This is a genomic window from Thalassotalea mangrovi (assembly GCF_005116735.1).
Taxonomy (GTDB): domain Bacteria; phylum Pseudomonadota; class Gammaproteobacteria; order Enterobacterales; family Alteromonadaceae; genus Thalassotalea_A; species Thalassotalea_A mangrovi.
In genome coordinates, this window is record NZ_SWDB01000011.1 from 25,588 (window position 1) to 49,078 (window position 23,491).

Genomic DNA, 23,491 nt, shown 5'->3' on the forward strand with positions numbered 1-23,491 from the left:
TTCATGTTAAATGTTAAGCACTTAGCTGCTGGTGTTGTTGCCAGTGTATCTTTTATTACCTCTACGGCACATGCTGAAATGTTCTGGAGTGACAACTCCATTTCATTTTTGAAAAACCAGAACGAGTATCAGGTTAGCGAAAACGAAGACGTTCACGTGATTACACTGGAACATGCTTCTGGTCACAACTGGGGGGATGTTTTCTTCTTCGTAGATCGCCTCGATGCCAAAGCTGACGCTAACAACTTAGCCAGCAAGGAAACATACTCTGAATTGGCGCCTCGTCTTAGCCTGAGCTACCTGACAGGTTCTAAGCTGGAATACGGTTTCGTAAAAGATGTATTCATCGCAACGACCTGGGAACACTCTACCCTCGACGTATCTGGTGTTTTCTCACAAAGCTTTGATAACTACCTGGTAGGTGTTGGTGCGGACTTTGCGGTGCCTGGTTTTGCTTACTTTAATGCTAATGTATACCAGGCCAATAACGAATTAACGGAAAACGACCAGCAATTAACGGTTGTCTGGGGTTATCCGTTTTCAGTAGGCTCTGCAGATTTTATGTTGGACGGTTACATTGACTGGTCTTCAGCCGAAGCCGATCATGCATCCGACTTCCACTTTAACCCGCAACTGCGCATGGACGTAGGTAAATACTTTGGCGTGCCAAAGAAATTTGAAGCGGGTATCGAATATTCGTACTGGCATAACAAGTTCGGTATCGCCGGTATCGATAATGAATCGACATTAAGCTGGATGGTTAAAGTCCACTTATAATCGAGTTAATCATTACCAGGAAAACCAGCGCATGCGCTGGTTTTTTTTGGTTTTGTCACATTGATGCAAACAGATTGTTACAACAGCCTGTCGATTAATAACCTGCACAGCATGTTTCGCCCAACCTTTTGTTGTAGGATGCATAGTGGATAACCGTATACGTTATAAACGGCGCAGTTTTGCGTGGTAATTTTTTAAGGAAGTTAATATGAAAAAGGTTTTAACTGGCGGTCTGCTTGCAATGTTTAGTGTTGCCAGTCTGGCAGACGAAGGGATGTGGCAACCACACCAGCTCCCACAAATTAGTCAGCAATTAAAACAAGCGGGGCTGGCACTAGATCCAAATGACCTGACTAATCTTACCGGCTTTCCCATGGGAGCTATTGTCAGCCTGGGCGGTTGTACCGCGTCATTCGTTTCTGACAAAGGTCTGGTAGCGACTAACCATCACTGTATTTATGGTTCTGTACAATACAACTCCAGCGAAGAAAACAACCTGTTGCGCGATGGATTTCTCGCCAAAAATTTCGATCAAGAACTGCAAGCAACACCTGGCAGCAGAATCTATGTTACGGAAGAGATTAATGAGGTAACCGAACAGGTGAACGCGGGTCTGAGCAAAGACATGGACGGCGCAGAGCGTTACGATGTTATGGAGAAAAACCGCAAAGCACTGGTCAGCGAATGTGAAGCCGATGATAAGTATCGTTGTCGCGTCGTAAATTTCCACGGCGGTTTACAGTATTTCCTATTTAAACAACTCACGATTCGTGATGTACGCCTGGTGCACGCACCGGCAATGAGCGTCGGTAAATATGGCGGCGATATCGATAACTGGATGTGGCCACGTCACACTGGCGATTACGGTTTCTATCGGGCCTACGTTGGCAAAGATGGCCAGCCTGCGGATTACCATGAAGATAATGTCCCTTATGAGCCAAAGCATTACCTGAAAGTGAATAAAGCTTCCGTTGCCGATGGCGATTACATCATGGTGCTGGGATATCCAGGACGCACCAATCGCTATCGCGTGGCTAGTGAGGTCGAAAATCAGTTCACCTGGACCTATCCAAATGCGAAAGTGATGCGTGAAGACATTATCGATTTAATCAAATCAAATTCAGAGCCTGACAGTGACGCTCGTATTAAGTACGAAAGCACACTGGCCAGTTTGGCAAACTACGCCAAGAATTACGGCAGTATGATCAGCAGTTATCAAAAAGGTGATATGTTGGCTCGCAAGCAAAAGCTGGAAGCCGATTTAGCGGCATGGATAAACGCCGATAAAAAGCGCAAGGCACAATACGGTGATGCCCTGACAGGTTTGAACAAATTAATTACCAAGAGCCAGGAAAATCAGGCTCGTGACCTTATCTTAGGTTATATGCGCTATGGCGCCCTATATAATAGTGCAAACAGTTTGTATCGCTGGTCTATCGAGCAGGAGCTTGACGATGCAGAACGCAAAAGTGGTTATCAGGACCGCGATAAGAACCGTTTTGTCCAGGGCATGAAAACCATAAATCGCCGTTATGACCAAGTGATTGATAAGGCAATCATGAGCAAGTTATTAGCCGACTATGCAAAACTTCCTGAAAGCGAGCGTTTAGCGAGCCTGGATAAGTTTTTTGCTATTGATAAGGGTGCCGATGAGGCCGCGATTGGCAAGCAACTTGAGCAAATGTACGCGCAAAGCAAACTGGCGGAACAAGAGCGGCGCCTTGCCTGGATGGATAAATCACCCAGCGATTTCGAAAACAGTAATGACCCTTTCATTAAGCTTGCCGTTGCGACTTACAAAGAGCGTTTGGCTCTAGAGCAGAGCAGCGAAGCACTGAGTGGTGAAATTCAGGCATATCGACCCAAATACATGGCGGCGTTGATTGCCTATTATCAGGATAAAAACCTACCGGTTTATGCCGATGCGAACTCTACGTTGCGCATAACCTACGGTAATGTGAAAGGCTATTCGCCCCAGGATGGTTTATGGGCAACCCCATTTACCCGCCTTGAGGGAATCGCCGCTAAGAACACTGGCGAAGTGCCATTTAATGCCTCAGAGAAGCAGTTATCACTGATTGCTAACAAAGAGTACGGCGATTATGCCCGACCAGAACTTGGTTCAGTACCAGTTAACTATTTAGGGACACTGGATATTACCGGTGGTAATTCAGGCTCGCCGACACTAAATGATAAAGCGGAATTTGTCGGTTTAGTATTTGACGGTGTGTACGAGAGTATCATCGGCGACTGGGATTATGACCCATCATTGAACCGTTCAATCCATGTAGATGTTCGCTACATGCTTTGGGTTATGGAGCACATTGACGGTGCGACAAACCTGATTGAAGAAATGGATATCGTTGAATAAACGTATTTCGCTTCCGGCGGCTCTTCCTCGAGCCGCCATTTTTCCTTACTGGTGTTCAAACTCTGCAGATGCGGTTGATCCTGTCATGATCAGTACATAATCAAACCCAAACACTGCACGATATAACTCAAGGCTTTCGGTTTTCAGTTTCCCTTTCATCATCGGTCTGAGCTTTTTCATATCAAACAGCATCATGCCGTCCTTAGATTGCGCATATAACGCCTGCAACCCCTTTGTATAGCCATCTTTAGCCGGTGCTGGCTGAAAGGCCCAGTTTACCGGATCAAGCACCGCTACATTAGATTTAGCGCCAGGAAGTACCATCACACTCACCGCTTTACCTCCATTGATTTCTGCGAGTTCTGGAAGTAAGGTGCCCAAATCGAACGTAGCGTTGGAGCTAAGGCCTCGCATCAAGTGAGAAGCACCGAGCTTTGCCATCAACTTAGCCTGCCCAGCCTGATCTTTGATCTGTTGCCAGTGCTTTAAGAAGTTTTCTCTTAATAACTCAACCCTGGCCTGATTCGATTGCCAGCCCTGCCCTTGAACCCAGTAACGGTTTATCTCTAATGTTTTTTGAAGTTCGTGAAGGGTCCAATCAACATCGTTACTGGCAGATGGCCAACTTTCTATGACGTCTTTAACCAAAGCAGGATCGCCAGCAAAACTAAAAATATATTGTGGGTTTTTCTCCTGGTAATAACGATCCCAGGATTGCTGCGACGCATGAGTCAGTTGAGTTAAAGGCGCCTTTGCCGAATCAAGAACTTCCTGTTCCTGTAACCATTGTAATAATGGTCGGTCAGATGCCACTTCATAATCGACACCCAGTAATACGTCATTATTATCTGGTAATAACGCTTTAATATCGGCGAGCATTTTAGCCTCTTGCTGCATGCCAAAAAATGCCGGCTCACCACCGGGCTTTGCAAATAACTGTCGAAGCCCCTCAAGTCCATCCTTTGCCAGGTGCTGCTCCATCATTTTCGCAATCTGCGGCGACACTTCAATAACCAGATGCTGATAACCAGAACCTTTAAGGGCAGCAAACAATTGTGCCGCCAACATCGGATTCTCGGCAATACCGTGCTCTTCACCAATCAGGAAAAACTGCGCCTGTTTCCCCTGCTCCACTAAAGTATCAAATGCCGGACCGGAAAAATTACCGTTGTTAAAATGCAGAGGTTGTGCTGACTGGGTGATGGCTTTGCTTAAACTATCTTCAGCTGCCAAAGAAAAGTTCGAATACAAGAACCAAAACAAGGTACTACATACCAGAATTTTAAGCGTTCTCATTTTATGCTTCCCTTTATTAATTGTTATATATGTCATAAGGTTACAGTTTCTAATCAAACCTTGGCACAGTTGTCAGTTTTTAACAACAAAAGCAAATGGCAGTCATGGGCGCTAATTTTTAAAAATTGGCTTCCTGTTGACAGACACTCTGACATTAACCATTTAAATTTCGGCACAGCACTATGATGATATACCCAATATTTGCCCTGGTATTACTGACGTTCATTGTCGGGGTCATTACCCTTAGCACTCGCTTTAAAAGCGTGTTAAATCGTACGGTAAAAATAAAATATTATCGCAACATGCAGGGACAGGAAGTACCAGAATTCGTGACACGAACAACACGATGCTTTAACAACCTATTTGAAGTGCCGGTATTATTTTATGCCGTAACCCTGATGATGGTGGCTACGGGGCATAAATCTGAACTTTCACTGCTACTTGCCTGGTGCTTCGTTTTCAGCCGAGTTGTTCAGGCAATGGTGCATTTAACCTATAACAATGTTATTCATCGCATGATAGGGTTTTGGGCAGGGTTTATTATTGTCATAATTATGTGGTTGGAACTGCTATTCACAGCAGTTCCATAGAAGCGTAATGGATGTAAGTTTACAGATTAGGCAATGTGACAGCGTTTAGTCTTTTGCTATCCAGGGGGAGATAACTACCGGCGGCTGGCTCAAAATCAATGCCGTTTCTTTGGCATGAATTGTTTCGTCAACGTCTTCTTCTATTTTTAATGTGCACTGCAGTTGCTGGCAATTCAGGTCACTTTTAAGTTGTTGGTGAACAAAACTGATGCTTCTCGCATCGTTGAGGTTAAGGTTCAATCCGGTAACGTCCGGCATCATAAACCATAAAAAGCCGCCAAACTCATCCACCAAATCTTGCATTTGCTCACGGTAATCAGCCAACTCGACAAAGGTGAATTCGGTTTTCTGTTTGTTTTTAACCTGAATCTGCATCTGTAAGGTACAGTTCTGTCCCGGATCTACCTGATTAACCCGCAAGACCGCGAAGCTGTCGTATAGTTTTTTATCATAAGGAATTTGTAAGCGACCATCGTCAGCAATATCAATTGCCTGCTCGTCAACGTTTGGTCCATAGAAAAATGCTTTATCGATAGCGCAACGGTCACGACTCTGTGCATCGACCAGATAAAACCCCATAGTAATTTCATCCAGTTCATTATCTTTAATAATTTCAAGGCGTTGATAAAAACCTTTGTATTCCAAATCAACCGCTTGTACAGAAAAGCCAAGCGAACAAAGTAACAAGGTAGTAGCAAGTTTTTTAATCATATCAGGACGTTTTAAAGTAGCGTTGGTTTTGTCGCAACATCGTATGAAGCTCAACGATGTAGTCAATACCCCGTTGCGAATATGGCAGTAATCCTGTCGCCAGAACATCGGCCTCAAGAGGTAAATCGTGTTCGCGCAACTGGCCGCGAATCGAACGAAACATATCATAAGCATAGTGGCTGTTGAGGTTATGGAAATAAAACCTCAACATCTGTTGGACACTGTCAAAAGTGGCCACTTCATGGCGAGCCCCTGTATCGCGCCCTTTAGGCACCATTCCACAATTGCGTTTAAAACACCAAAGCCCAAAAAAATTCAGTCCCTGTTGGGCAAAGCGCGAGCTTCCCCAGGCCGATTCATTGGCGGCTTGTACCATAACCAGTTCCATTGGGATCTGATCGACGCGAAGCAGAAGTTCCCGAAACAGCAAATTCATATCATTACTCGGCTCGAGATCATACACATCGACCAATTCGGCAATAAACTCTTTCTCAGGTAAATTCAGTTTACCCGCTTGCAAATAGGCTTGTTGCGCAGTCAGGACTCGCTTGCGCAACGCCAGCAAGCGCTTATTTTCGGCAACGATTTCCGGACGCAGAAAATTAAAAAACTGTTTTTTCCGGGTAGATACATCGGTAATACTGGCAAAATCCGGGATATCGACATCGTGATAGCGAACCACTTTATTTTTAACCGGTTTAGTCTTTTCCGGCGCTTCGATGACTTCTTCAGCGACCTGTTCTGGCTGTTGTTGCCAATAACAAATCGGCTGAAGCAAAATATATGCGCAGGCAAGGGTAACGATTGCGAATAGGAATTTCTTCATCATGACACCCTGTTATGCTGAAAAATAGCCTTCGCCGGGGCCATCGGCGTTATCGTCGAGCACTTGCATGCGAACACCAAAAATCTGGCGATACAAAATACCTTTGACGAAATAGAAGAAAGGAGCGATCCAGGTTAAGGCAAACGCGGCAGCGATAATTGCCGCTAATGCACCGACATTTTGCGCCAGCATTGCCACCAGGAAAATCGCTGGCAAGGTGATAGCCAGCACGAATAAATACACCTGTAATAGTTTAAACCATTTAAAGCGCGTAGCTTTTATAGACAGGATTAAAGCCTGATTAGGGCTTAAGTTTTTTTCAACCACCAGGGGGGCAGATAGTGACAGGGCAACGGCCAGGTATATCCCTGGAAGCAGAAAAAGTTGAGTCCCCAAACTGGTTAAACAGCTGACAATAATACTGAGTAAGGCGATGAACGCACTTTTCTTTAGAAACGCAAACACCATATTAGGCTTGCTTTTCATGCCGATAGCAAAAGAAATGCCCATCATTTCCAGACCAGCGATCAGTGGAGAAATTAATGTCGTAAGCACCATATTAACAGCAAACAATCGTTGCTGATCAGAGAAAATCAGCTCAACACCACCCATGGCCTGTGCCAACAATAACAATATTGCCATTGAAATCGCCATCACCGTAAATACGGCAATCATCATAGGCTGCTTGTTGGTGCGGGTTAAGTTCCAGGCTTCTTTGATAATGGCTGGTACGTCAAGATCATAATCACCAGCAACCGCCTTTTTTGGGCTACCGCCGATTTGTATATAGCGCTTTTCGTTCATTCAGTTTTATTATTCACTAATAAAAATTTCGGCGATTATACCGTAATTGCCAGTAAATCTCACCTTGATTCACCATAATAAGTTTGTAATTAAATGTAATATGGGAAGTTTTTCAATTATCGATGGCTAACAATAACGACCAGCAATTGGTTTTTTGACGGGATAATTCATCCAAATATTTGCTGAATTATTCAAAGCTGCCAGACTATTCGCAGCGCCAGCAGGAGCAATACAATTCCCATCAGCCGATCGATAACATGGCGTTTATCCTGAAGTTTTTGTTGGTAACGACGGATCGTAAACAACCAGGAAACCAGGCAAAACCAGGCGGCTGTCGCCAGCATCATGTAAAGGCCATAGCCCGCTTTTACCCAAAGCGGTGTTGTGACCGACACAACTACAGAAAACAGGGCAACGAAGAACAGGGTTGCTTTCACATTCAGGCCGTTTACTACAAACCCCAGCACGAAGGCGCGCCATTTGGATTGCGTCGCTGCCTCGTTTACCGGTGTCGCTTTTACCAGCGCCGCGGAATTGGCTTTTGCCGTTAGCCCGCCCCACCCCAGGTACGCGAGATAAGCCGCAGCAATTAAACTCAGCCAACGAATATATTCCGGATTGGAAGCGATGATAATGCCGATGCCCAGCAGTGAATAACCCACATGTAAGCCAATCCCCGCGCCAACACCTAAACTGGTGATCATCGCATACTGTCGGCCTCGGGTAAGGCTCTGCTTTAATACAATAGCGAAATCCGGCCCCGGGCTGGCTACCGCCAAAAAATGCACCAAAGCGATGGTGAGAAATTCCTGCCAATAAGCAATCATAATCGAGTAATCTTGGAGTTAATTATTTATTTTTCTGATGTAGTGATGCTAGATAGTCGACAAAAAATTGTCGACCTTTTTGTTCGCACAGCGCAATGTTACGCTCGGGGATACCTTCTGGATCCGGATGCGCATCAACCGCCCGGGACATAGATTCTTCCCTGAGAATATGCAGGATTGGCCAGGGGGCGCGATTGGTATAATTACTGGCGTCATCTTCTGATACATCGGCAAAGCAATAATCAGGATGAAACGTCGCAATTTGAAAAATGCCTTCCAGTTTATTCATTTTGAGCCATTGCCCGGCTAAATCGACAAGTTGAATAAAATCATCAAAGAAGGAAAAACCATCGGCTAATATCAATAATGTGGTTTCTACTTCCGGGTGATTTTGCAAATGCTGCAATTCATCGGCCAGTATGGTTAAGGCGCGCTCCGTATCCAGATCTGAACCAACCTGATAACGTATGGTCTGATTAACAAGCTCTTTTTTTGCAAATGGGCAAAAATTTAAAGCAACGACAATGTCCTCGACCCAGCGTTGACATTGGCTAATGATAAGTTGTTCGTTCATGAAAGAAGCTCAAGAGGCCAAATATAGAAATCAGCACGCATTATATCATCGCTTTTGTGTCGATATGAAACGTAGAATTCTGTCAGTCGCCGGGGTAGTATGAAAATAACACACTAACAATAAGGGAAATTGTCACGTGTTTCATTTTATCGCCAGTATTATCGACCGGCTCATTTTTATGGTCACCTTTATTGTTGGCATGCAGCTTCCAGCGTTTATCAATGCCTATCGCCAGCGCGTTGCCGGGCATCTGGACGAAGCGCAAATACAGTTGCTGAATTTTCAAAGCATTGCTGACAAACACCATCAAGGTGACATCACCCAGTTGCTTGCAGCCTACCGCTCTAGTGCCGATCCCGGCGTCAATGCCAGTGCTGAACTCGTTCTTAATCTCATTGATCGTATTGCACTGCTTAAAAATCACCTGAGCAAACTAAGCGAAGGCGAATACGTCCAACAGATTTATTACTTTATCACTGGCCTGGATTCGACCATTGCGAAAGCAACGCTAAACGACTATCAAATCGCATTGCCTGTTGAATTGAGTGCGTTGGCAACCGGGTTGTTGGTAGCGTTAAGTGCAACCATCTTAGTGAGCCAGACTGCAGGAAGATTGTTGCCGCAAAGGTAAGCGTAATCACTGTAAGGAATACTCACCACTATCCTGCCCGAGATCCGCGCACCTAAATAGTGCGTCAGGTGATTATTTTGTGTACAGTTAAGTTATCGGTGCACAATAATTAATCAGGGTTTACTTTGAAAAAGACCGACGTTAACACCTACCAGCACTACCTGAAGGTAGTCGACTGCCAACAAGCCTGCCCGGCACACACGCCGGTGCCAGAGTATATTCGCCTGATCACCCAACAACGATACAGTGATGCCTACATGCTCAACTGGCAGTCGAATGTATTTCCCGGCATTCTCGGCAGGGTTTGCGACAGGCCTTGTGAGCCAGCCTGTCGTCGCACCAGGGTGGAAGACAAGGCGGTCGCCATTTGTCGTTTAAAACGGGTAACTGCCGATTATAAAGAAGATATTACTGAACGGCTGCCAAAAGCACCGAAACGGCAAAATGGCAAACGTATTGCGTTGGTGGGTGCAGGACCTGCGTCATTAACGGTCGCTCGCGATTTACTGCCGCTTGGTTATCAAATCGATATGTTCGAAAGAGATGCCAAGGCCGGTGGCATGATGCGAAGTCAAATTCCCCAGTTTCGCCTGCCCCACGACGTACTCGATGAAGAATTAAATTATATTCTCGATATGGGTGTAAACGGTTATTTCAATCATCCAATCGACAGCCTGGAAAACCTACTCAATAAGAATTACGATGCTGTGTTTATCGGTACCGGCGCACCGAAAGGCAGGCACCTTCCCCTGCCCGGTTATGATGACTGTCAGCTTGATATCAAAATCGGCATCGATTGGCTATCCGGAGTCAGTTTTGAACATATCAGCGAAGCGCCAAAACGCGTCGTTGTGTTAGGCGGTGGTAATACGGCGATGGATTGTTGTCGCACCGCCAAACGACTCGGTGCCACGGATGTCAAAGTGCTGGTGCGCTCCAGCTTTGAAGCGATGAAGGCATCACCATGGGAAAAAGAGGATGCGATGGCAGAAGAGATTGCCATCATGCCAAACCACAGCCCACTGGAATATAAACGCAATGATGACGGTTCCATTCAGATTGCCTTTGAAAAAGTCATATCCAGTTACGATAAATCGAATAATCGTACCCTGACCCCAACCGGAGAAATCGTTAAGGTCGATTGCGATTTGGTACTGGTAGCCATCGGCCAGGATACCAGTTTTCCCTGGATAGAACGGGATATTGGCTTAAAGTTTAATGACTGGTCACAGCCTATTCTTAACAAGCTTACCCTGCAATCCACCCTGCCTCAGGTTTTCTTTGGTGGCGATTCCGCCTTTGGACCGGAAAATATCATCACGGCCGTTGCCCACGGCCATAAAGCGGCGATTTCTATCGACTTATTTTGTCATGGCAAGCAACCAGAAAACCGCCCTGACAGCGATTTTAATCTGATCAGTCAAAAAATGGGCATGCATGAGTGGCGCTATGATAATCAGATTGAACATCATCAACGCCTTGCTGTACCCCATATTGACTGGCAGCAGGCCAGCCAGCAACTCGCTACCGAAGTCGAGCTTGGCTTTGACGAACAACTGGCATTACAAGAAGCTCAGCGCTGCCTTAACTGTGATATTCAAACCGTTTTTACCGAGTCGAAATGTATCGAGTGTTCCGCCTGTGAGGATATTTGTCCCCTCGATTGCATTAATTTTATTGACGATATTCATAAATCTGGTGATGCAAACACCCTGCTAGCCGGAAAACTAAGGGTAGAAAAAGCAACGCCGGAACAGGATTACTTTATCTCCGATAAACTCCATACCGGCCACATTATGGTCAAAGACGAGGATCTTTGCGTGCACTGTGGGTTGTGTGCCGAGCGTTGTCCTACCGGAGCATGGGATATGCAAAAGCTTATTCTGAGTAACATCGAGGCAACCATAAAATGACACAGAGCAAAACCAATAATTTTGTCATTCGCTTTGCCAACACTAATGGTACCGGCTCTGCCAGTGCCAATCATATGTTTGCTAAAGCCATTATGCGCATGGGCGTACCCGTCAGTGCGAAAAATATTTTCCCCTCTAATATTCAGGGTTCACCCACCTGGTATGAAGTCAGGATTAACGAACAAGGTTTTCTCGGCAGGCGCGGTGGTGCCGCAGATATTATGGTGGCGATGAACTCACAAAGTTTTCAGCGTGACCTGGAGGATGTCGCAGAAAATGGTTATTTGCTCTATGACAATAGCAAATCTCAGGACCTGACGGCCGTCCCATCATCGGTCAAAAAGCTCGGCATTCCTATCGCGCAGATTTGCGAGAAAGAATATCAGGATCAAAGGCTCAGGCAACTGTTTAAAAATGTCATTTATGTAGGTGCCTTGGCGGCACTGCTGGATATCGAATTTGATGTATTACGATCCCTGGTCAGCGATCAGTTCAAAGGCAAAGAGAAACTGATAACGCCGAATATTTTTGCGTTGGAACTGGGTTACCAATATGCTCATAGTCATTTTGATTGTCCGTTAGAGCCTCGCATTGAGCGTCGCGATCTTATTGGCGAGCAAATCCTGGTCGATGGCAACACCGGTTGTGCACTCGGTGCAGTCTACGCCGGTGCTACCGTGGTTGGTTGGTATCCTATTACACCTTCCACCTCGGTGATTGAAAAGTTCAGCAATTACTGTGAACGTCTGCGAATCGATCCGGCAACCGGCAAAAAGAATTTCGCGATTGTCCAGGCGGAAGATGAACTCGCGGCTATCGGCATTGCCATTGGTGCTGGCTGGAATGGCGCTCGAAGCTTTACCGCGACCAGCGGCCCCGGGATTTCCCTGATGAGCGAGTTTCTCGGCTTGTCTTACTTCGCTGAAGTGCCTGTGGTATTAATGAATATCCAGCGCACCGGACCTTCAACCGGAATGCCCACTCGCACCCAACAATCCGATATACTCGCCTGCGCTTATGCTTCCCATGGCGATACTAAGCACGTACTGTTATTCCCGAAATGTCCACGAGAATGTTTTGAACTAACCACCATTGCGTTTGATTTAGCAGACCGCCTGCAAACCGCAGTGATCCTGATGAGTGATTTGGATTTAGGCATGAATGATCATTTATGCCAGCCATTTCGCTGGGACGATGAACGTCGATACGATTTAGGTAAGGTGCTTAATGAACAGGAGTTAGAGGCGCTTGAGCAATATGGTCGCTATCAGGACGTAGATAAAGACGGTATTTGTCCTCGAACCCTGGCCGGGACGCATCCCAGTAAAGGTGCTTTTTTTACCCGCGGTACATCTCGAAATCGCAATGCCGTATACAGCGAACGCTCGGACGATTATGTCGATAACATGCAACGCTTAGAGAAAAAGTTTGCCACCGCAGCCGCGCTTGTCCCGGAAGCAGTGATTCAACAAACCAGGCAAGCGGCTGATATTTCGCTCATTTATTACGGAACCAGTGCTCAGGTGATCGACGAAGTCATTGCCGGTTTTGAGCAACAAGGATTAACTGTCGACACAATGCGGATACGCGCGTTTCCGTTTGGCCCTGAGGTCAGAAAATTTGTGCAAAAACGAAAAAATTGTTATGTGATCGAGCAGAACCGTGATGCGCAGATGCGAAGTCTGCTGGTTAACGAGTTGAACCTTTCGCCACAGGTTCTGACATCGATATTAAATTATGATGGATTATCGATCACCGCTGAAATGGTAATAACCAAGATCGCTAATGAAAGAAAGATTGCACCAATACGCCAGGGGGTCCAACGATGAGTTATGCAAAATCAACATTTCGACACCCAAATCTGAAAGTTAACGATATCGGCTTAACCTACCGGGATTATGAAGGTGTAGTATCAACCCTGTGTGCAGGCTGTGGTCACGATTCAATATCGGCTGCTATTGTGCACGCCTGTGCCGAATTATCCTTACCTCCTCACAAGATTGCCAAAATGTCTGGGATTGGATGCTCATCTAAAGCGCCTAATTATTTCCTCGGGCGTTCACATGGGTTTAATTCCGTTCATGGTCGCATGCCATCGGTAACAACGGGCGCAAATATTGCCAATAAAGATCTGACTTACTTAGCCATGTCCGGTGATGGCGACACCGCTTCTATTGGCCTTGGTCAGTTCGCGCATGTGATCAGACGCCGCCTCAATATGGTCTACATGGTCGCCAATAATGGCGTTTACGGGCTTACTAAAGGTCAGCTTGCGGCCACATCTGACAAAGGGGCGCGCAACAAAGCCGGTGACATCAGCCCGTTTAATGAAATTGATTTATGCGTGATGGCCCTGCAACTTGGTGCCAGTTTCGTGGCCCGCTGTTTTTCCGGCGATCGTCAGCAACTGGTATCGATTTTAAAAGCAGCGATATCCCATGAAGGTTTTGCCTTTATTGATATCATTTCACCCTGCGTGACCTTCAACAACCAGGCAAATTCAAAACGTTCCTACGATTATGTCCAACAACATATCAGTACCGCGGCAATCAGTGATTTTGTTCCGGTTAAAGATGAAATAAGTTGTGACCTGCCCGCTGGTAACTATGATGATATTTGTTTGCATGACGGTTCACTGATCCGTTTATACAAGAGCGACGAAAACTTTAAATGCGATGATAAACTCCATGCCATCAACATGATTGAAAAGCATAAAGTTAAGAATCAGATCCTGACTGGCTTGCTATACGTTAACCCGGCAATCGATACCTACCACGAGGTCAACCAAACCTCGGATACGCCGTTAAATCAGTTACGTGAAGATGTATTGTGTCCGGGCCAGCGAGTACTGAGTAGTATCAATGAGAGTTTTCGTTAGGCAGAAACCAGAGACAAATCTCTGGTTGCTTAGCTGTAAGCTTTAAGCTGTAAGCTGTAAGCTGTAAGCTGTAAGCTGTAAGCTGTAAGAGGTTAGCAGTAAGAGGTTAGCAGTTTTGAGTGAAGTAAGCTTCGCTAGCGTCAACATTTCAAGTCATTCCCTGCCACGACAGGGAATCTTAGCCGAGCCCGAGCGGCTGCTTTGTGCCAGTAACGGGAGTTAAAACTCCCTGAGCACGTATAGCAAGCGATACTCCGAGTACGTGACAGAAAATGCCACTCCGAGCACGCTGATGTCATCAGCTCCGAGCACACGCTGTTCCGAGCAAAAAGCAAAAGCCCTTGTGTCATTCCCTGATACTACAGGGAATCTTGGCCAACCTTGAATGACCGAATTGTCGACTTACCCCATTTTCTGCCGTTCGGAATTTACTTAAACTGTTTCCGCTTAACAAAGAGAGTAATACCTAAAATAAGCCCTAGAACTGTCGAAAAGGAAAAACCAAAGTCATGACGGCAGCTATGACAATCAAGAATTTATAATACTTTCTTGAGCGATATTTAGAAAATAGCAATACACCCATAGCTAAGAACCACCCTGGAATCGCGTAAAACATATAATAAACGTAGAAAACCAATGCCTTACTTATCTCACCAGCCATCATTTTAGGGTCACCAAGTCCATTTACCTGAACCTCATGGAAAGTATCATAAAGAGAAATTCCAAATTGAGCTAAACCGACAAAAATAACGCCCATCGATAAGCTTAACATTGCTAGGACAAAGGTAGTTTTGGAATAATTAGGTTTCGATACATGTTCGGTTGGAAAGGTCTGTTCCATTTTAATTTATAAATCCTTTTTAGGTCTGTTAGTCGCTCGAAAGAGCCGTTGTTGTTCAATACGTTACGCTTGGTTGCCCTCACTCACAAGGCAATACCAATTAGATGCAGAGCATTACTCAATCTCACCAAACAACCAAGGCTCTTCAGGGGATTGACGCTCGGCAAATGTATTTGGCGCTAAGGTCGTTAATTCATTAATTGAAGGGTCAGCTTCTGTTAAATGACCTACTCCAATGAGATGCGGCTCAGAATTTTCAGGGCACTCTTCATCATGACAAAAGAATTGCCAATCGCCATCTGGATCGCGAACGCAAACAAACACCGGAGATTCTTGATTAAAAACATGAGGGCAAACATAAACGCCATAGTTATCATTAAATTTCAATTTGCACCTCTATGTTGTTTTTTAGTCCAAGATATCTTGAACAGGCGAAGGTCCAACGACTGTTGCTCGCTCATTACAGCCCCTAGCTGCATATCCAAATTACCGGATAAAACCGACCGACGCAAACGTGCCAGGAACGGTCTGTTAGCAATTGCTAATATATCGGTCTTAAAGCGCATATTTAACAAATAAGAAGCCTAAGGAAATAGTAGCGATTCAACTCATTTCATTTGATTATTATTCATTGATTGTTTCATCTGCAAACTTTTCGAGCTCAGTTTTATATCGTGATGATTCTTTTCTAACTGCATCAGAGTATTCTGAAAACCTTTCATTAATCTCTTCTTTAATTAGGTCGTGATTTTGATTTTTACTAGACAACCATTTTCGCCCTACAGGGCTTTCGAAGAAAACAATCAGAGCTTCTAATTCGTCAGGTGAATATAATTGCTCGTAACTGATAGCTAAATAAGTTCTGATGTCTTCCCAATTGAGATATTTTTTATTAATAGCTTCTAAGTTTTCATAATGTTTAACTTCTAGATAATCTAATTCATCTGGATAATCCAGTTTCTCTGAATGAGATTGAAGTGGCTTGTTATTCACTGTGACCAAAGACAGGTACTCATTCCAGGTAGATTCAATGTCCAGCAAATCAATTAATCTTTCGCTATGAGCCTCAGCAAGTGATGTTTTAGATAACAAAACGGCCAACAACAAAAATATAACTCGTTGTTTCATATTCTCCCTTTTATATAATTGACTTGCTTATATTGAAAATGAGCGACCGTAGTTCGCTCATTACAGCCTATGGCAACTTATTGAAATTTAAAGATTATCCAGATTTCCTATCGCTGACAACTCAATATGTGCTCAATAACTCAACTCAAGCTATCAGGATAGCGGTACCTAAAGCGCCTAAAACTAATCCCAATACTAAGCCAAAAACGCCACAGATTAAGCCTCGCTTGTTAAACAATGAATTACCAACCACCTCCTCTAACACAACGCGATCAATAGTATCTATATCCTGTTTTTCTTGGATATATTCAACTTCGGGCAACTCTTTAGCTGCAACAGGAGAATCTGTTGGTCTGCGCTTTCTTAGTAACATAGCTATTTGCTCAGATGTAACATGCTCACCTAATGAGATATTACACTTTTCAATGATACCGTCTTCACAAGTAGGCACTTCTAATACAACTTTATCCGTTTCAACGTCGAATAAAACATCACCTGAGCTCACTTCTTGCCCTTCATTAATATAAATCTGGGAAATTCTGGCGTCTAAGCAAGTGCTGGGGAGTTTTGGAATAAGAATTTCTGAGTTCATGATCATCCTTGAGCTCTATGGTTATTATGATGCAGACGTCTCAATCACGCCCATTTCAGGAGTTCTGACCCCTTGATAAAAACACTAGCCATTTCAAGTTACGCCTTACGCTTATTGCCAGAAAACATTTTGCTCACCAGATATATCAACGTAGGCATGAGTAAAAATACTAATGCATCTTTAATATGGACTATCGATTGGTATTGATTTACCGCAGAGGATACTTCAAAAGGAAACATGCTTAGCACTAGCGGCAGAGTAATCACCAGGAAAATCATGGCCTTAAAGCGAGAAAAAATATATTGATTAGCCATACTGCAACCCCTGCCGAAACAAAAAAGCTTAGATTATGGGGTATCCCTAAGATCAGTAAGTAGGCGAGGCCTTCTGTTTCCTCAGCTTTGGTTAGAATTGCAAAAATAAATCATTTAACAATGGCAACAGCAAAAATGCCAATACCGGATATGCTATTGATAACCCTACCGCAATCAACAATGGCTTTAATTTCTTCGTCAACAACATCCTTATTTGGATAGGTCTATCCGTAAATTTAAAAAAATCTAACCCGACGGCCAATGGTAAACCGTTAGACAGACAAACGATAACCGTTTCAGGGAATTAAGATCAAATTCGATGGGAAGTTTTTATTTAATTGGGCGACATAAAAAGGCGCCAAAAGGCGCCTTTTCAAATGCTATAAGCAAAAATTAATCTTTATTCGCTTCTTCTACACGTGCTTTTAGTTTCTGTCCCGGTCGGAACGTGACTACTTTGCGTGCGGAAATCGGAATGTCTTCACCTGTTTTTGGATTTCGACCAGGGCGCTCATTTTTGACTCGCAAATCAAAATTACCAAAACCGGATAGTTTAACTTGCTCACCACTTTCCAGACAGGCGCGGATTTCTTCAAAGAATTCCTCAACCATCATCTTCGCGTCGCGTTTACTCAGTCCGAGTTGTTCGTACAGGTGTTCAGATACTTCTGCTTTAGTTAGCGCCATACTCTTAGTCTCTCAATGATGCATCAAGTTCAGTGGTCAGGGCCTGCACAACGATTTGCACAACATTATTGATGTCTTTCTCTTCCAGAGTACGTTCCTTGTCTTGCAAGGTTAATGCGATAGCCAGACTCTTATAGCCAGGCTCGATTCCTTTGCCCTGATATACATCAAACAATTCTAGGCCAACTAGGTGATTTGTGCCAACCTTTTCAATGAGTTGTAACACAGAATTTGCACTAACCTCATCTTTTACAATTACGGCAATATCACGGCGGTTAGCCGGGAATTTAGAAATTTCTTCCGCTACTGGAATTGTCAGAGATAAAATTTCGCTCTGGCACAGTTCAAACACGAGGGTACGGCCGTTTAAGCCCAGTTTACGTTCCAGTTCCGGGTGAACAGTACCGACGTAACCGACTAACGTATCACCACGATAAATCGCAGCTGTCTGGCCCGGATGCAGTGCACTGTGCTCAGCCGCTTTAAACTCGTACGCATGACGATCTGCAGTTAATGCCAACAGCGCTTCCACGTCACCTTTGGCATCAAAGAAATCAACCGCTGCTTTTTCAAGCTGCCAATGTTCACCACTGCGCAGACCGGTGATTACGCCAGCGAGCATGGCTTCCTGACGAACCCCATTTTCTGCGTCCGCATCCGGAATAAATCGCAAGCCAGTCTCAAACAGTCGAACTCTGTTTTGCTGACGATTCTGGTTGTAAACCACAGACTGCAGTAATCCCGGCCACAAGCTTACTCGCATTACCGACATTTCTGAGGAAATCGGATGCGGAAGCGTTAACACTTCATGCCCCGGGAACAACTGGTCCTGAATTTTTGGATCGACAAAACTATAAGTAATCGCTTCTTGGTAACCGCGATTAACCAGCACATCCTTAAACTGGGCGATATTCAACGCCGCTTCCTGATGCTGCCTCATGGTCAATTTGGCTTCAGGCGCGACATTAGGAATATTGTTATACCCGTATACGCGCGCAATCTCCTCGGTCAGGTCTTCTTCGATGCTGATATCAAAACGATAAGCCGGCACTTCTACCGCCCATTGCTCGTTTGCGTAATCAACGGTGAAGCCAAGACGAGTCAGGATTTCAGTAACTTTATCGGTTTCGATATGGATACCAATACGGCTGTCCAGCTTAGCACGACGTAATGTGACTTTGGCCGGCTTAGGTAAGTGCTGTTCAGACTTGGCTTCAACAACAGGACCTGCCTGACCACCGACAATTTCAAGTAATAATGCCGTAGCACGTTCCATCGCCGCAAACTGCAACTCTGGATCGACGCCACGCTCGTAACGGTGTGATGCATCCGTGTGCAAACCGTACTGACGGGCTTTACCAAGGATCGCTAATGGTGCAAAGAACGCACTTTCCAGCAGAATATCCTGGGTCTCAGTTGAAACTCCAGAATCTTCACCACCGAAAATACCCGCCATGGCTAATGGTTTATGATGATCGGCAATCACCAGGGTCTTTTCATTCAGCTTAACTTGCTGACCATCAAGCAAGGTCAGTGGCTCCTCGGCCTTAGCAAAACGTACATTGATACCGCCATCGATTTTCGCCAAATCGAAAGCGTGCATTGGATGCCCCAGTTCCAGTAACACGTAGTTAGTCACATCAACCACAGGATCGATGGCACGCACACCACAACGGCGAAGCTTTTCAACCATCCATAATGGCGTAGTTGCATTGACATTGATGCCTTTAATCACTCGACCTAAGTAACGAGAACAGGCTTCGCCAGCACTGATTTCAATCGGCAATGCATCGTCAATTGCAGGAGCAACAGCGTCACAGTTAACCTCGTTGACTTCCAGGTTATTTAAAACACCCACTTCACGGGCAAGGCCACGAATGCCTAAACAGTCACCACGGTTTGAGGTTAAATCGACATCAATGGTGACATCATCAAGCGTTAAGTATTCACGAATATCAACACCTACCGGTGCATCGGCTGGAAGCTCGATAATACCGTCAGCGCTTTCTGCCATGCCAAGTTCAGACTCAGAACACAACATACCGTGCGATGGCTGGCCACGCAGTTTGGCTTTTTTGATTTTAAAGTTACCCGGTAACACCGCACCGACTTTAGCAACGGCAACCTTTAAGCCCAGGCGACAGTTTTTGGCGCCACAGACGATATCAACCACTTCGTCACCAACATTTACCTTGGTAACCTGTAATTTATCGGCATCAGGATGCTGAGAACATTCGATCACCTCACCTACAACGACATTGGTAAACTCGCCAGCAACCGCGTCAACGCCGTCAACTTCAAGACCGGCCATAGTAATTTGATGCGTCAGTTCATCAGAAGAATTTGCCGGGTTCACCCATTCTCTTAACCAGGATTCACTAAATTTCATTGTCGGCTTTCCTACTTAAACTGCTTCAAGAAACGAAGATCATTTTCAAAAAATGCGCGCAGGTCATTAACGCCATAACGCAACATGGTTAAACGCTCTACACCCATACCGAAGGCAAAACCGCTGTATTCTTCCGGGTCGATGCCAACACTGCGAAGTACATTCGGATGCACCATACCGCAGCCAAGAACCTCTAACCACTTACCATTTTTACCTTTCACATCAACTTCTGCTGAAGGTTCGGTAAATGGGAAGTAAGAAGGACGGAAACGAATTTCTAAATCTTCTTCAAAAAAGTTATGCAGGAAATCGTGCAAAATACCTTTCAGGTGAGTAAAACTTACATCCTTATCCACCATCAGGCCTTCCACCTGGTGGAACATCGGCGTATGCGTCTGGTCGTAATCGTTACGATATACACGACCCGGAGAAATGATTCTCAACGGTGGCTTTTCCACTTCCATGGTGCGAATCTGCACGCCCGATGTTTGGGTACGCAGTACCAGCTTGGGATTAAAGTAGAAAGTATCGTGATCGGCGCGTGCCGGATGATGCGCGGGAATGTTTAAGGCATCAAAGTTATGAAAGTCATCTTCCACTTCCGGACCGGCTTTAACCGCAAACCCTAATTCTGAGAAAAATGTTTCAATGCGAGCGATGGTGCGGCTTACCGGGTGTAAACCACCTGCTTCTGTCGTACGGCCAGGTAATGTTACATCAATGGCCTCGGCCGCCAGTTTTTGTTTAATCTGCTCGGCGCGCAGTAAATCACCGCGCTGATGAATCAGGGCCTGAACCTGTTGCTTGGCCTGATTGATAAGTTGCCCGGCTTTGGGGCGCTCTTCGGCACTTAACTTACCAAGTGATTTTAACTGTTCGGTTAACTTACCTTTTTTGCCCAGAAACTCGACCCGGACCTGGTCCAGACCAACAACGTCTGTAGCGCTCGCAACCGCTTGTTCGGCTTGCGAGATAATCTCTTCTAAATTCATATATTCCTCGGGCGATACATCGCGAATGAATATGGATTACCGCAATACTCAGTGTCTGTATACGGGATTTTCAAAACCGATAATTTTACACGAAAACAGCCGCTAACATAGTGAAAAGTTGCCATTTTAGGAAATTTTTTACTGCCGGAGGTTGGATTCCGGCAGATGCAGGAAAATTCTTTGTAAATGCCTGTTAAAATGAGCCAGGCAGTTGCCCAATTCGCATTACCGAAATAACACCGATTCGCGACTAAACCAATACACACAAAACACGATTGACGCCAGGGCAAACAAACCCGTAGAGACAAATATCGGCAACAGGTAACTGTAATCGATGGTGCCCTTTAATAACTCTTTTATCGCCAGGGCGACATTAGAAATGGGTATCAGCGACCAGGTAAGATTTAACTTAATGCCTGGTAACATCGGGGCGATGATCGGAAATATGACCAGGATGGTTAATGGCCCCATGTAGTTTTGTGCTTCTTTGAACGAACTGGCGTAAATCGAGATGGCCAGTAGAATTGCCGAAAAGATTGCCGATACGGGTACCAACAACAGCACCATCAACACATAGTCAAACCAGCTGACCGAGGCGAGAATGCTGGAAACCTGAGAAACATCGAACAGGCTTCCGATGATAAATGACCAGAACACCATCGAAAAAATCGTGATCAACGCCGTCATCATCGCCGTTACCGTAATGGTTAAAAACTTGCCGATAACAATGGCAAAACGTGACACTGGGGTCAGTAGCAGGGTTTCGATGGTACCTCGCTCCTTCTCCCCGGCGCCCAAATCAATTGCCGGATACATGGCACCAGTCAAACACAGGGGAATTAAAATATAAGGAATAAATCCCCCCAGTGTTTCACCAAAACTCTCCCGTTCATCGGCCGTATCAATTTGCTCAACTTCTACGGGGGCTTTAAACGCGAGTAATTCGCTGGCACTAAAGCCTTTTTCGGCAAGAATTTCATCCTGAATATGCGTGACAAATTCATCGACCGCGTCCCGAACTTTCATGCCAATACCGGACAACACATTGGCGCCGTTGTAAAACACTTGCCACTGACTGGTCTCGCCCGATTGCAGCTGTTGTTCAAAATTTGGATTAAGAACAATAACCAGATCCGCTTTATCGGTTTTAATGGCGTTAATGTACTCATCTTCGGAACCCAGTTCCAGCTCAACTTTCTCAAAGTCGCTGTGATAAAACATGGTCGAGGCAAAGCGGGCGGATGCCTCGGGATTCACCAGCACATACCTAACCATTTTCTGGTGTTCTTTTAATGCAGCGCTGGAGCCCAGAAAGCCGATTAAGCCGAATAAAACGGGAAACACGACCATGGGCAAGGCTATGATAAAAAACAAGGTTTTAGTGTCTCTGAGCAGCTCTACGAGTTCCTTATTAAACACTTGCCACATGGGTTACCTCCTGGCTCAATACGTGCATAAAAGAACGTCGCAAATTACGATCAGGGCTTAACTGTCGAAAGGCTTCCATGGAGTCTGAGAAGGCACTCACACCATTATTAATAACGGTGACTCGATCCGCCAGCATACCTACTTCATCAAGGTGATGAGTTGAAAAAATGACGGCGGTCCCCTGCTCTTTCATCAACTGGATAAACTCGAGGATGGTTTCTGTGGCCATAATATCCAGGCCGGTGGTTGGTTCATCAAGTACCAGCACATCCGGTTTATGGATCACCGCCCTGGCAATCGACACCTTTTGCTGCATCCCGGTGGACAAATGCTCTACCCTGCGGTCGAGAAATTCACTTATCGCCAGGTTTTCGTATATTTGTAACGCTTCATTGCCCAAATAATCATCACTAACCCCATGTAACCGGGCAAAAAACTCAATATTTTCCCGGGCAGTTAAGCGGCCATACAGGCCAGTTTTTCCCGAGAGAAAGCCAATTTTCTGTTTTGCCGCCATCGGAGATTTGATCACATCAATATCATTAATGCGCACCTGGCCGCTATCCGGCTTTAACGCCGAAGACAGTATCCTCAACGTTGTTGTTTTACCGGCACCATTTGGGCCTAATAGCCCTAGTACTTCGCCCCGCTGACAATGAAAACTCACACCTGTCAGTGCATTAAATACACCGTCCTGCTGTCTGGAGTCTAGTTTCTGGGTTCGATGAACATTACTGCGGGTAGTCAGGGAAAAGGTCTTGGTGAGATTTTCCACAGAAATCATAATAATCCTTTATTTACCGACGCTATCCGTTGAATGCGGTCCACGCCATTTTATGCTGCCAGCTTATTAAGCCACTGTTATTCTGAAAGTTTAAACTTGTTTACCAAGTTTGCAATGTAAATCCTACCCTATTTCGCA

Annotated in this window: 23 protein-coding genes; 7 read left to right on the forward strand and 16 right to left on the reverse strand. The window is 45.1% G+C overall.

Annotated elements, in window-relative coordinates:
- The first annotated feature begins 3 nt into the window (after positions 1 to 3).
- Together E8M12_RS06200 and E8M12_RS06205 are read left to right on the forward strand one after the other, a co-directional pair.
- The gene (locus E8M12_RS06200; protein ID WP_136735231.1) at positions 4 to 777 is read left to right on the forward strand and encodes an outer membrane protein OmpK; all 774 of its coding nucleotides are present in this window, start codon (positions 4 to 6) and stop codon (positions 775 to 777) included.
- A 208-nt stretch (positions 778 to 985) separates the two neighbouring features.
- Positions 986 to 3,148 carry a S46 family peptidase gene (locus E8M12_RS06205; RefSeq protein WP_136735232.1) on the forward strand — a complete coding sequence of 721 codons (2,163 nt, stop codon included), beginning with the start codon at positions 986 to 988 and terminating at the stop codon, positions 3,146 to 3,148.
- Between the two features lie 45 nt (positions 3,149 to 3,193).
- Here E8M12_RS06205 and E8M12_RS06210 read toward each other — a convergent pair whose 3' ends face one another.
- Positions 3,194 to 4,444, reverse strand: a complete 1,251-nt coding sequence (locus E8M12_RS06210; protein ID WP_136735233.1) for a hypothetical protein — start codon at positions 4,442 to 4,444, stop codon at positions 3,194 to 3,196.
- A gap of 182 nt (positions 4,445 to 4,626) precedes the next feature.
- Here E8M12_RS06210 and E8M12_RS06215 point away from each other — a divergent pair, with 182 nt between their 5' ends.
- Entirely contained in the window at positions 4,627 to 5,034 is a 408-nt protein-coding gene (locus E8M12_RS06215; RefSeq protein ID WP_246034038.1) for an MAPEG family protein, read from the forward strand.
- 45 nt (positions 5,035 to 5,079) lie between these two features.
- Here E8M12_RS06215 and E8M12_RS06220 read toward each other — a convergent pair whose 3' ends face one another.
- The 5 genes from E8M12_RS06220 to E8M12_RS06240 all read right to left on the reverse strand — a co-directional run bounded on the left by E8M12_RS06220 (position 5,080) and on the right by E8M12_RS06240 (position 8,776).
- Complete coding sequence (locus tag E8M12_RS06220; protein WP_169303057.1) at positions 5,080 to 5,745, reverse strand: DUF2987 domain-containing protein; 666 nt, start codon at positions 5,743 to 5,745, stop codon at positions 5,080 to 5,082.
- Between the two features lies 1 nt (position 5,746).
- The gene (locus tag E8M12_RS06225; protein WP_136735235.1) at positions 5,747 to 6,574 is read right to left on the reverse strand and encodes a glucosaminidase domain-containing protein; all 828 of its coding nucleotides are present in this window, start codon (positions 6,572 to 6,574) and stop codon (positions 5,747 to 5,749) included.
- 9 nt (positions 6,575 to 6,583) lie between these two features.
- Positions 6,584 to 7,375: a hypothetical protein gene (locus E8M12_RS06230; RefSeq protein ID WP_136735236.1), complete on the reverse strand. Its 792-nt coding sequence runs from the start codon at positions 7,373 to 7,375 to the stop codon at positions 6,584 to 6,586.
- Between the two features lie 191 nt (positions 7,376 to 7,566).
- Positions 7,567 to 8,202, reverse strand: a complete 636-nt coding sequence (locus E8M12_RS06235) for a LysE family translocator (protein ID WP_136735237.1) — start codon at positions 8,200 to 8,202, stop codon at positions 7,567 to 7,569.
- Positions 8,203 to 8,224: 22 nt separating this feature from the next.
- Entirely contained in the window at positions 8,225 to 8,776 is a 552-nt protein-coding gene (locus E8M12_RS06240; protein WP_136735238.1) for a DUF1415 domain-containing protein, read from the reverse strand.
- 136 nt (positions 8,777 to 8,912) lie between these two features.
- On the opposite strand from E8M12_RS06240, the gene E8M12_RS06245 reads away from it, so the two are divergent.
- From E8M12_RS06245 to E8M12_RS06260, 4 genes are all read left to right on the forward strand, one after another.
- Positions 8,913 to 9,407: a DUF2937 family protein gene (locus tag E8M12_RS06245; protein WP_136735239.1), complete on the forward strand. Its 495-nt coding sequence runs from the start codon at positions 8,913 to 8,915 to the stop codon at positions 9,405 to 9,407.
- 125 nt (positions 9,408 to 9,532) lie between these two features.
- Positions 9,533 to 11,320, forward strand: coding sequence for an FAD-dependent oxidoreductase (locus E8M12_RS06250; protein WP_136735240.1), 1,788 nt, complete (start codon positions 9,533 to 9,535; stop codon positions 11,318 to 11,320).
- A complete protein-coding gene (locus tag E8M12_RS06255; protein WP_136735241.1) occupies positions 11,317 to 13,149 on the forward strand; it encodes a 2-oxoacid:acceptor oxidoreductase subunit alpha in 1,833 nt (610 codons plus the stop codon). The genes E8M12_RS06250 and E8M12_RS06255 overlap by 4 nt, the downstream gene beginning before the upstream one ends.
- A complete protein-coding gene (locus E8M12_RS06260; protein ID WP_136735242.1) occupies positions 13,146 to 14,198 on the forward strand; it encodes a 2-oxoacid:ferredoxin oxidoreductase subunit beta in 1,053 nt (350 codons plus the stop codon). The genes E8M12_RS06255 and E8M12_RS06260 overlap by 4 nt, the downstream gene beginning before the upstream one ends.
- A 478-nt stretch (positions 14,199 to 14,676) precedes the next feature.
- Here E8M12_RS06260 and E8M12_RS06265 read toward each other — a convergent pair whose 3' ends face one another.
- The 10 genes from E8M12_RS06265 to E8M12_RS06310 form a co-directional block, all read right to left on the reverse strand.
- Entirely contained in the window at positions 14,677 to 15,039 is a 363-nt protein-coding gene (locus E8M12_RS06265) for a hypothetical protein (RefSeq protein WP_136735243.1), read from the reverse strand.
- Between the two features lie 114 nt (positions 15,040 to 15,153).
- Positions 15,154 to 15,426, reverse strand: coding sequence for a hypothetical protein (locus E8M12_RS06270; RefSeq protein WP_136735244.1), 273 nt, complete (start codon positions 15,424 to 15,426; stop codon positions 15,154 to 15,156).
- 237 nt (positions 15,427 to 15,663) lie between these two features.
- Positions 15,664 to 16,167 carry a DUF2059 domain-containing protein gene (locus E8M12_RS06275; protein ID WP_136735245.1) on the reverse strand — a complete coding sequence of 168 codons (504 nt, stop codon included), beginning with the start codon at positions 16,165 to 16,167 and terminating at the stop codon, positions 15,664 to 15,666.
- A gap of 145 nt (positions 16,168 to 16,312) precedes the next feature.
- A complete protein-coding gene (locus E8M12_RS06280) occupies positions 16,313 to 16,759 on the reverse strand; it encodes a biotin/lipoyl-containing protein (protein ID WP_169303058.1) in 447 nt (148 codons plus the stop codon).
- Positions 16,760 to 16,857: 98 nt separating this feature from the next.
- Complete coding sequence (locus E8M12_RS06285) at positions 16,858 to 17,073, reverse strand: hypothetical protein (protein ID WP_136735247.1); 216 nt, start codon at positions 17,071 to 17,073, stop codon at positions 16,858 to 16,860.
- A 393-nt stretch (positions 17,074 to 17,466) separates the two neighbouring features.
- Positions 17,467 to 17,760 (reverse strand): integration host factor subunit alpha, encoded by a 294-nt coding sequence (gene ihfA, locus E8M12_RS06290; protein WP_136735248.1) that lies wholly within the window; start codon positions 17,758 to 17,760, stop codon positions 17,467 to 17,469.
- Positions 17,761 to 17,764: 4 nt separating this feature from the next.
- Entirely contained in the window at positions 17,765 to 20,149 is a 2,385-nt protein-coding gene (pheT, locus tag E8M12_RS06295; RefSeq protein WP_136735249.1) for a phenylalanine--tRNA ligase subunit beta, read from the reverse strand.
- An 11-nt stretch (positions 20,150 to 20,160) separates the two neighbouring features.
- A complete protein-coding gene (pheS, locus tag E8M12_RS06300; RefSeq protein WP_136735250.1) occupies positions 20,161 to 21,141 on the reverse strand; it encodes a phenylalanine--tRNA ligase subunit alpha in 981 nt (326 codons plus the stop codon).
- A 225-nt stretch (positions 21,142 to 21,366) separates the two neighbouring features.
- Complete coding sequence (locus E8M12_RS06305) at positions 21,367 to 22,569, reverse strand: ABC transporter permease (RefSeq protein ID WP_136735251.1); 1,203 nt, start codon at positions 22,567 to 22,569, stop codon at positions 21,367 to 21,369.
- Complete coding sequence (locus E8M12_RS06310) at positions 22,553 to 23,353, reverse strand: ABC transporter ATP-binding protein (protein WP_136735252.1); 801 nt, start codon at positions 23,351 to 23,353, stop codon at positions 22,553 to 22,555. Before E8M12_RS06310 ends, E8M12_RS06305 begins: the two co-directional genes overlap by 17 nt.
- Positions 23,354 to 23,491: the final 138 nt, after the last annotated feature.

Bases quoted from the DNA above. Each gene is read 5' to 3' on its own strand.
- E8M12_RS06200 (WP_136735231.1), top strand. From the start codon at position 4: ATGTTAAATGTTAAGCACTTAGCTGCTGGTGTTGTTGCCAGTGTATCT.
- E8M12_RS06205 (WP_136735232.1), top strand. From the start codon at position 986: ATGAAAAAGGTTTTAACTGGCGGTCTGCTTGCAATGTTTAGTGTTGCC.
- E8M12_RS06210 (WP_136735233.1), bottom strand. From the start codon at position 4,444: ATGAGAACGCTTAAAATTCTGGTATGTAGTACCTTGTTTTGGTTCTTG.
- E8M12_RS06215 (WP_246034038.1), top strand. From the start codon at position 4,627: ATGATGATATACCCAATATTTGCCCTGGTATTACTGACGTTCATTGTC.
- E8M12_RS06220 (WP_169303057.1), bottom strand. From the start codon at position 5,745: ATGATTAAAAAACTTGCTACTACCTTGTTACTTTGTTCGCTTGGCTTT.
- E8M12_RS06225 (WP_136735235.1), bottom strand. From the start codon at position 6,574: ATGATGAAGAAATTCCTATTCGCAATCGTTACCCTTGCCTGCGCATAT.
- E8M12_RS06230 (WP_136735236.1), bottom strand. From the start codon at position 7,375: ATGAACGAAAAGCGCTATATACAAATCGGCGGTAGCCCAAAAAAGGCG.
- E8M12_RS06235 (WP_136735237.1), bottom strand. From the start codon at position 8,202: ATGATTGCTTATTGGCAGGAATTTCTCACCATCGCTTTGGTGCATTTT.
- E8M12_RS06240 (WP_136735238.1), bottom strand. From the start codon at position 8,776: ATGAACGAACAACTTATCATTAGCCAATGTCAACGCTGGGTCGAGGAC.
- E8M12_RS06255 (WP_136735241.1), top strand. From the start codon at position 11,317: ATGACACAGAGCAAAACCAATAATTTTGTCATTCGCTTTGCCAACACT.
- E8M12_RS06260 (WP_136735242.1), top strand. From the start codon at position 13,146: ATGAGTTATGCAAAATCAACATTTCGACACCCAAATCTGAAAGTTAAC.
- E8M12_RS06265 (WP_136735243.1), bottom strand. From the start codon at position 15,039: ATGGAACAGACCTTTCCAACCGAACATGTATCGAAACCTAATTATTCC.
- E8M12_RS06275 (WP_136735245.1), bottom strand. From the start codon at position 16,167: ATGAAACAACGAGTTATATTTTTGTTGTTGGCCGTTTTGTTATCTAAA.
- E8M12_RS06280 (WP_169303058.1), bottom strand. From the start codon at position 16,759: ATGAACTCAGAAATTCTTATTCCAAAACTCCCCAGCACTTGCTTAGAC.
- E8M12_RS06285 (WP_136735247.1), bottom strand. From the start codon at position 17,073: ATGGCTAATCAATATATTTTTTCTCGCTTTAAGGCCATGATTTTCCTG.
- ihfA (WP_136735248.1), bottom strand. From the start codon at position 17,760: ATGGCGCTAACTAAAGCAGAAGTATCTGAACACCTGTACGAACAACTC.
- pheT (WP_136735249.1), bottom strand. From the start codon at position 20,149: ATGAAATTTAGTGAATCCTGGTTAAGAGAATGGGTGAACCCGGCAAAT.
- pheS (WP_136735250.1), bottom strand. From the start codon at position 21,141: ATGAATTTAGAAGAGATTATCTCGCAAGCCGAACAAGCGGTTGCGAGC.
- E8M12_RS06305 (WP_136735251.1), bottom strand. From the start codon at position 22,569: ATGTGGCAAGTGTTTAATAAGGAACTCGTAGAGCTGCTCAGAGACACT.
- E8M12_RS06310 (WP_136735252.1), bottom strand. From the start codon at position 23,353: ATGATTTCTGTGGAAAATCTCACCAAGACCTTTTCCCTGACTACCCGC.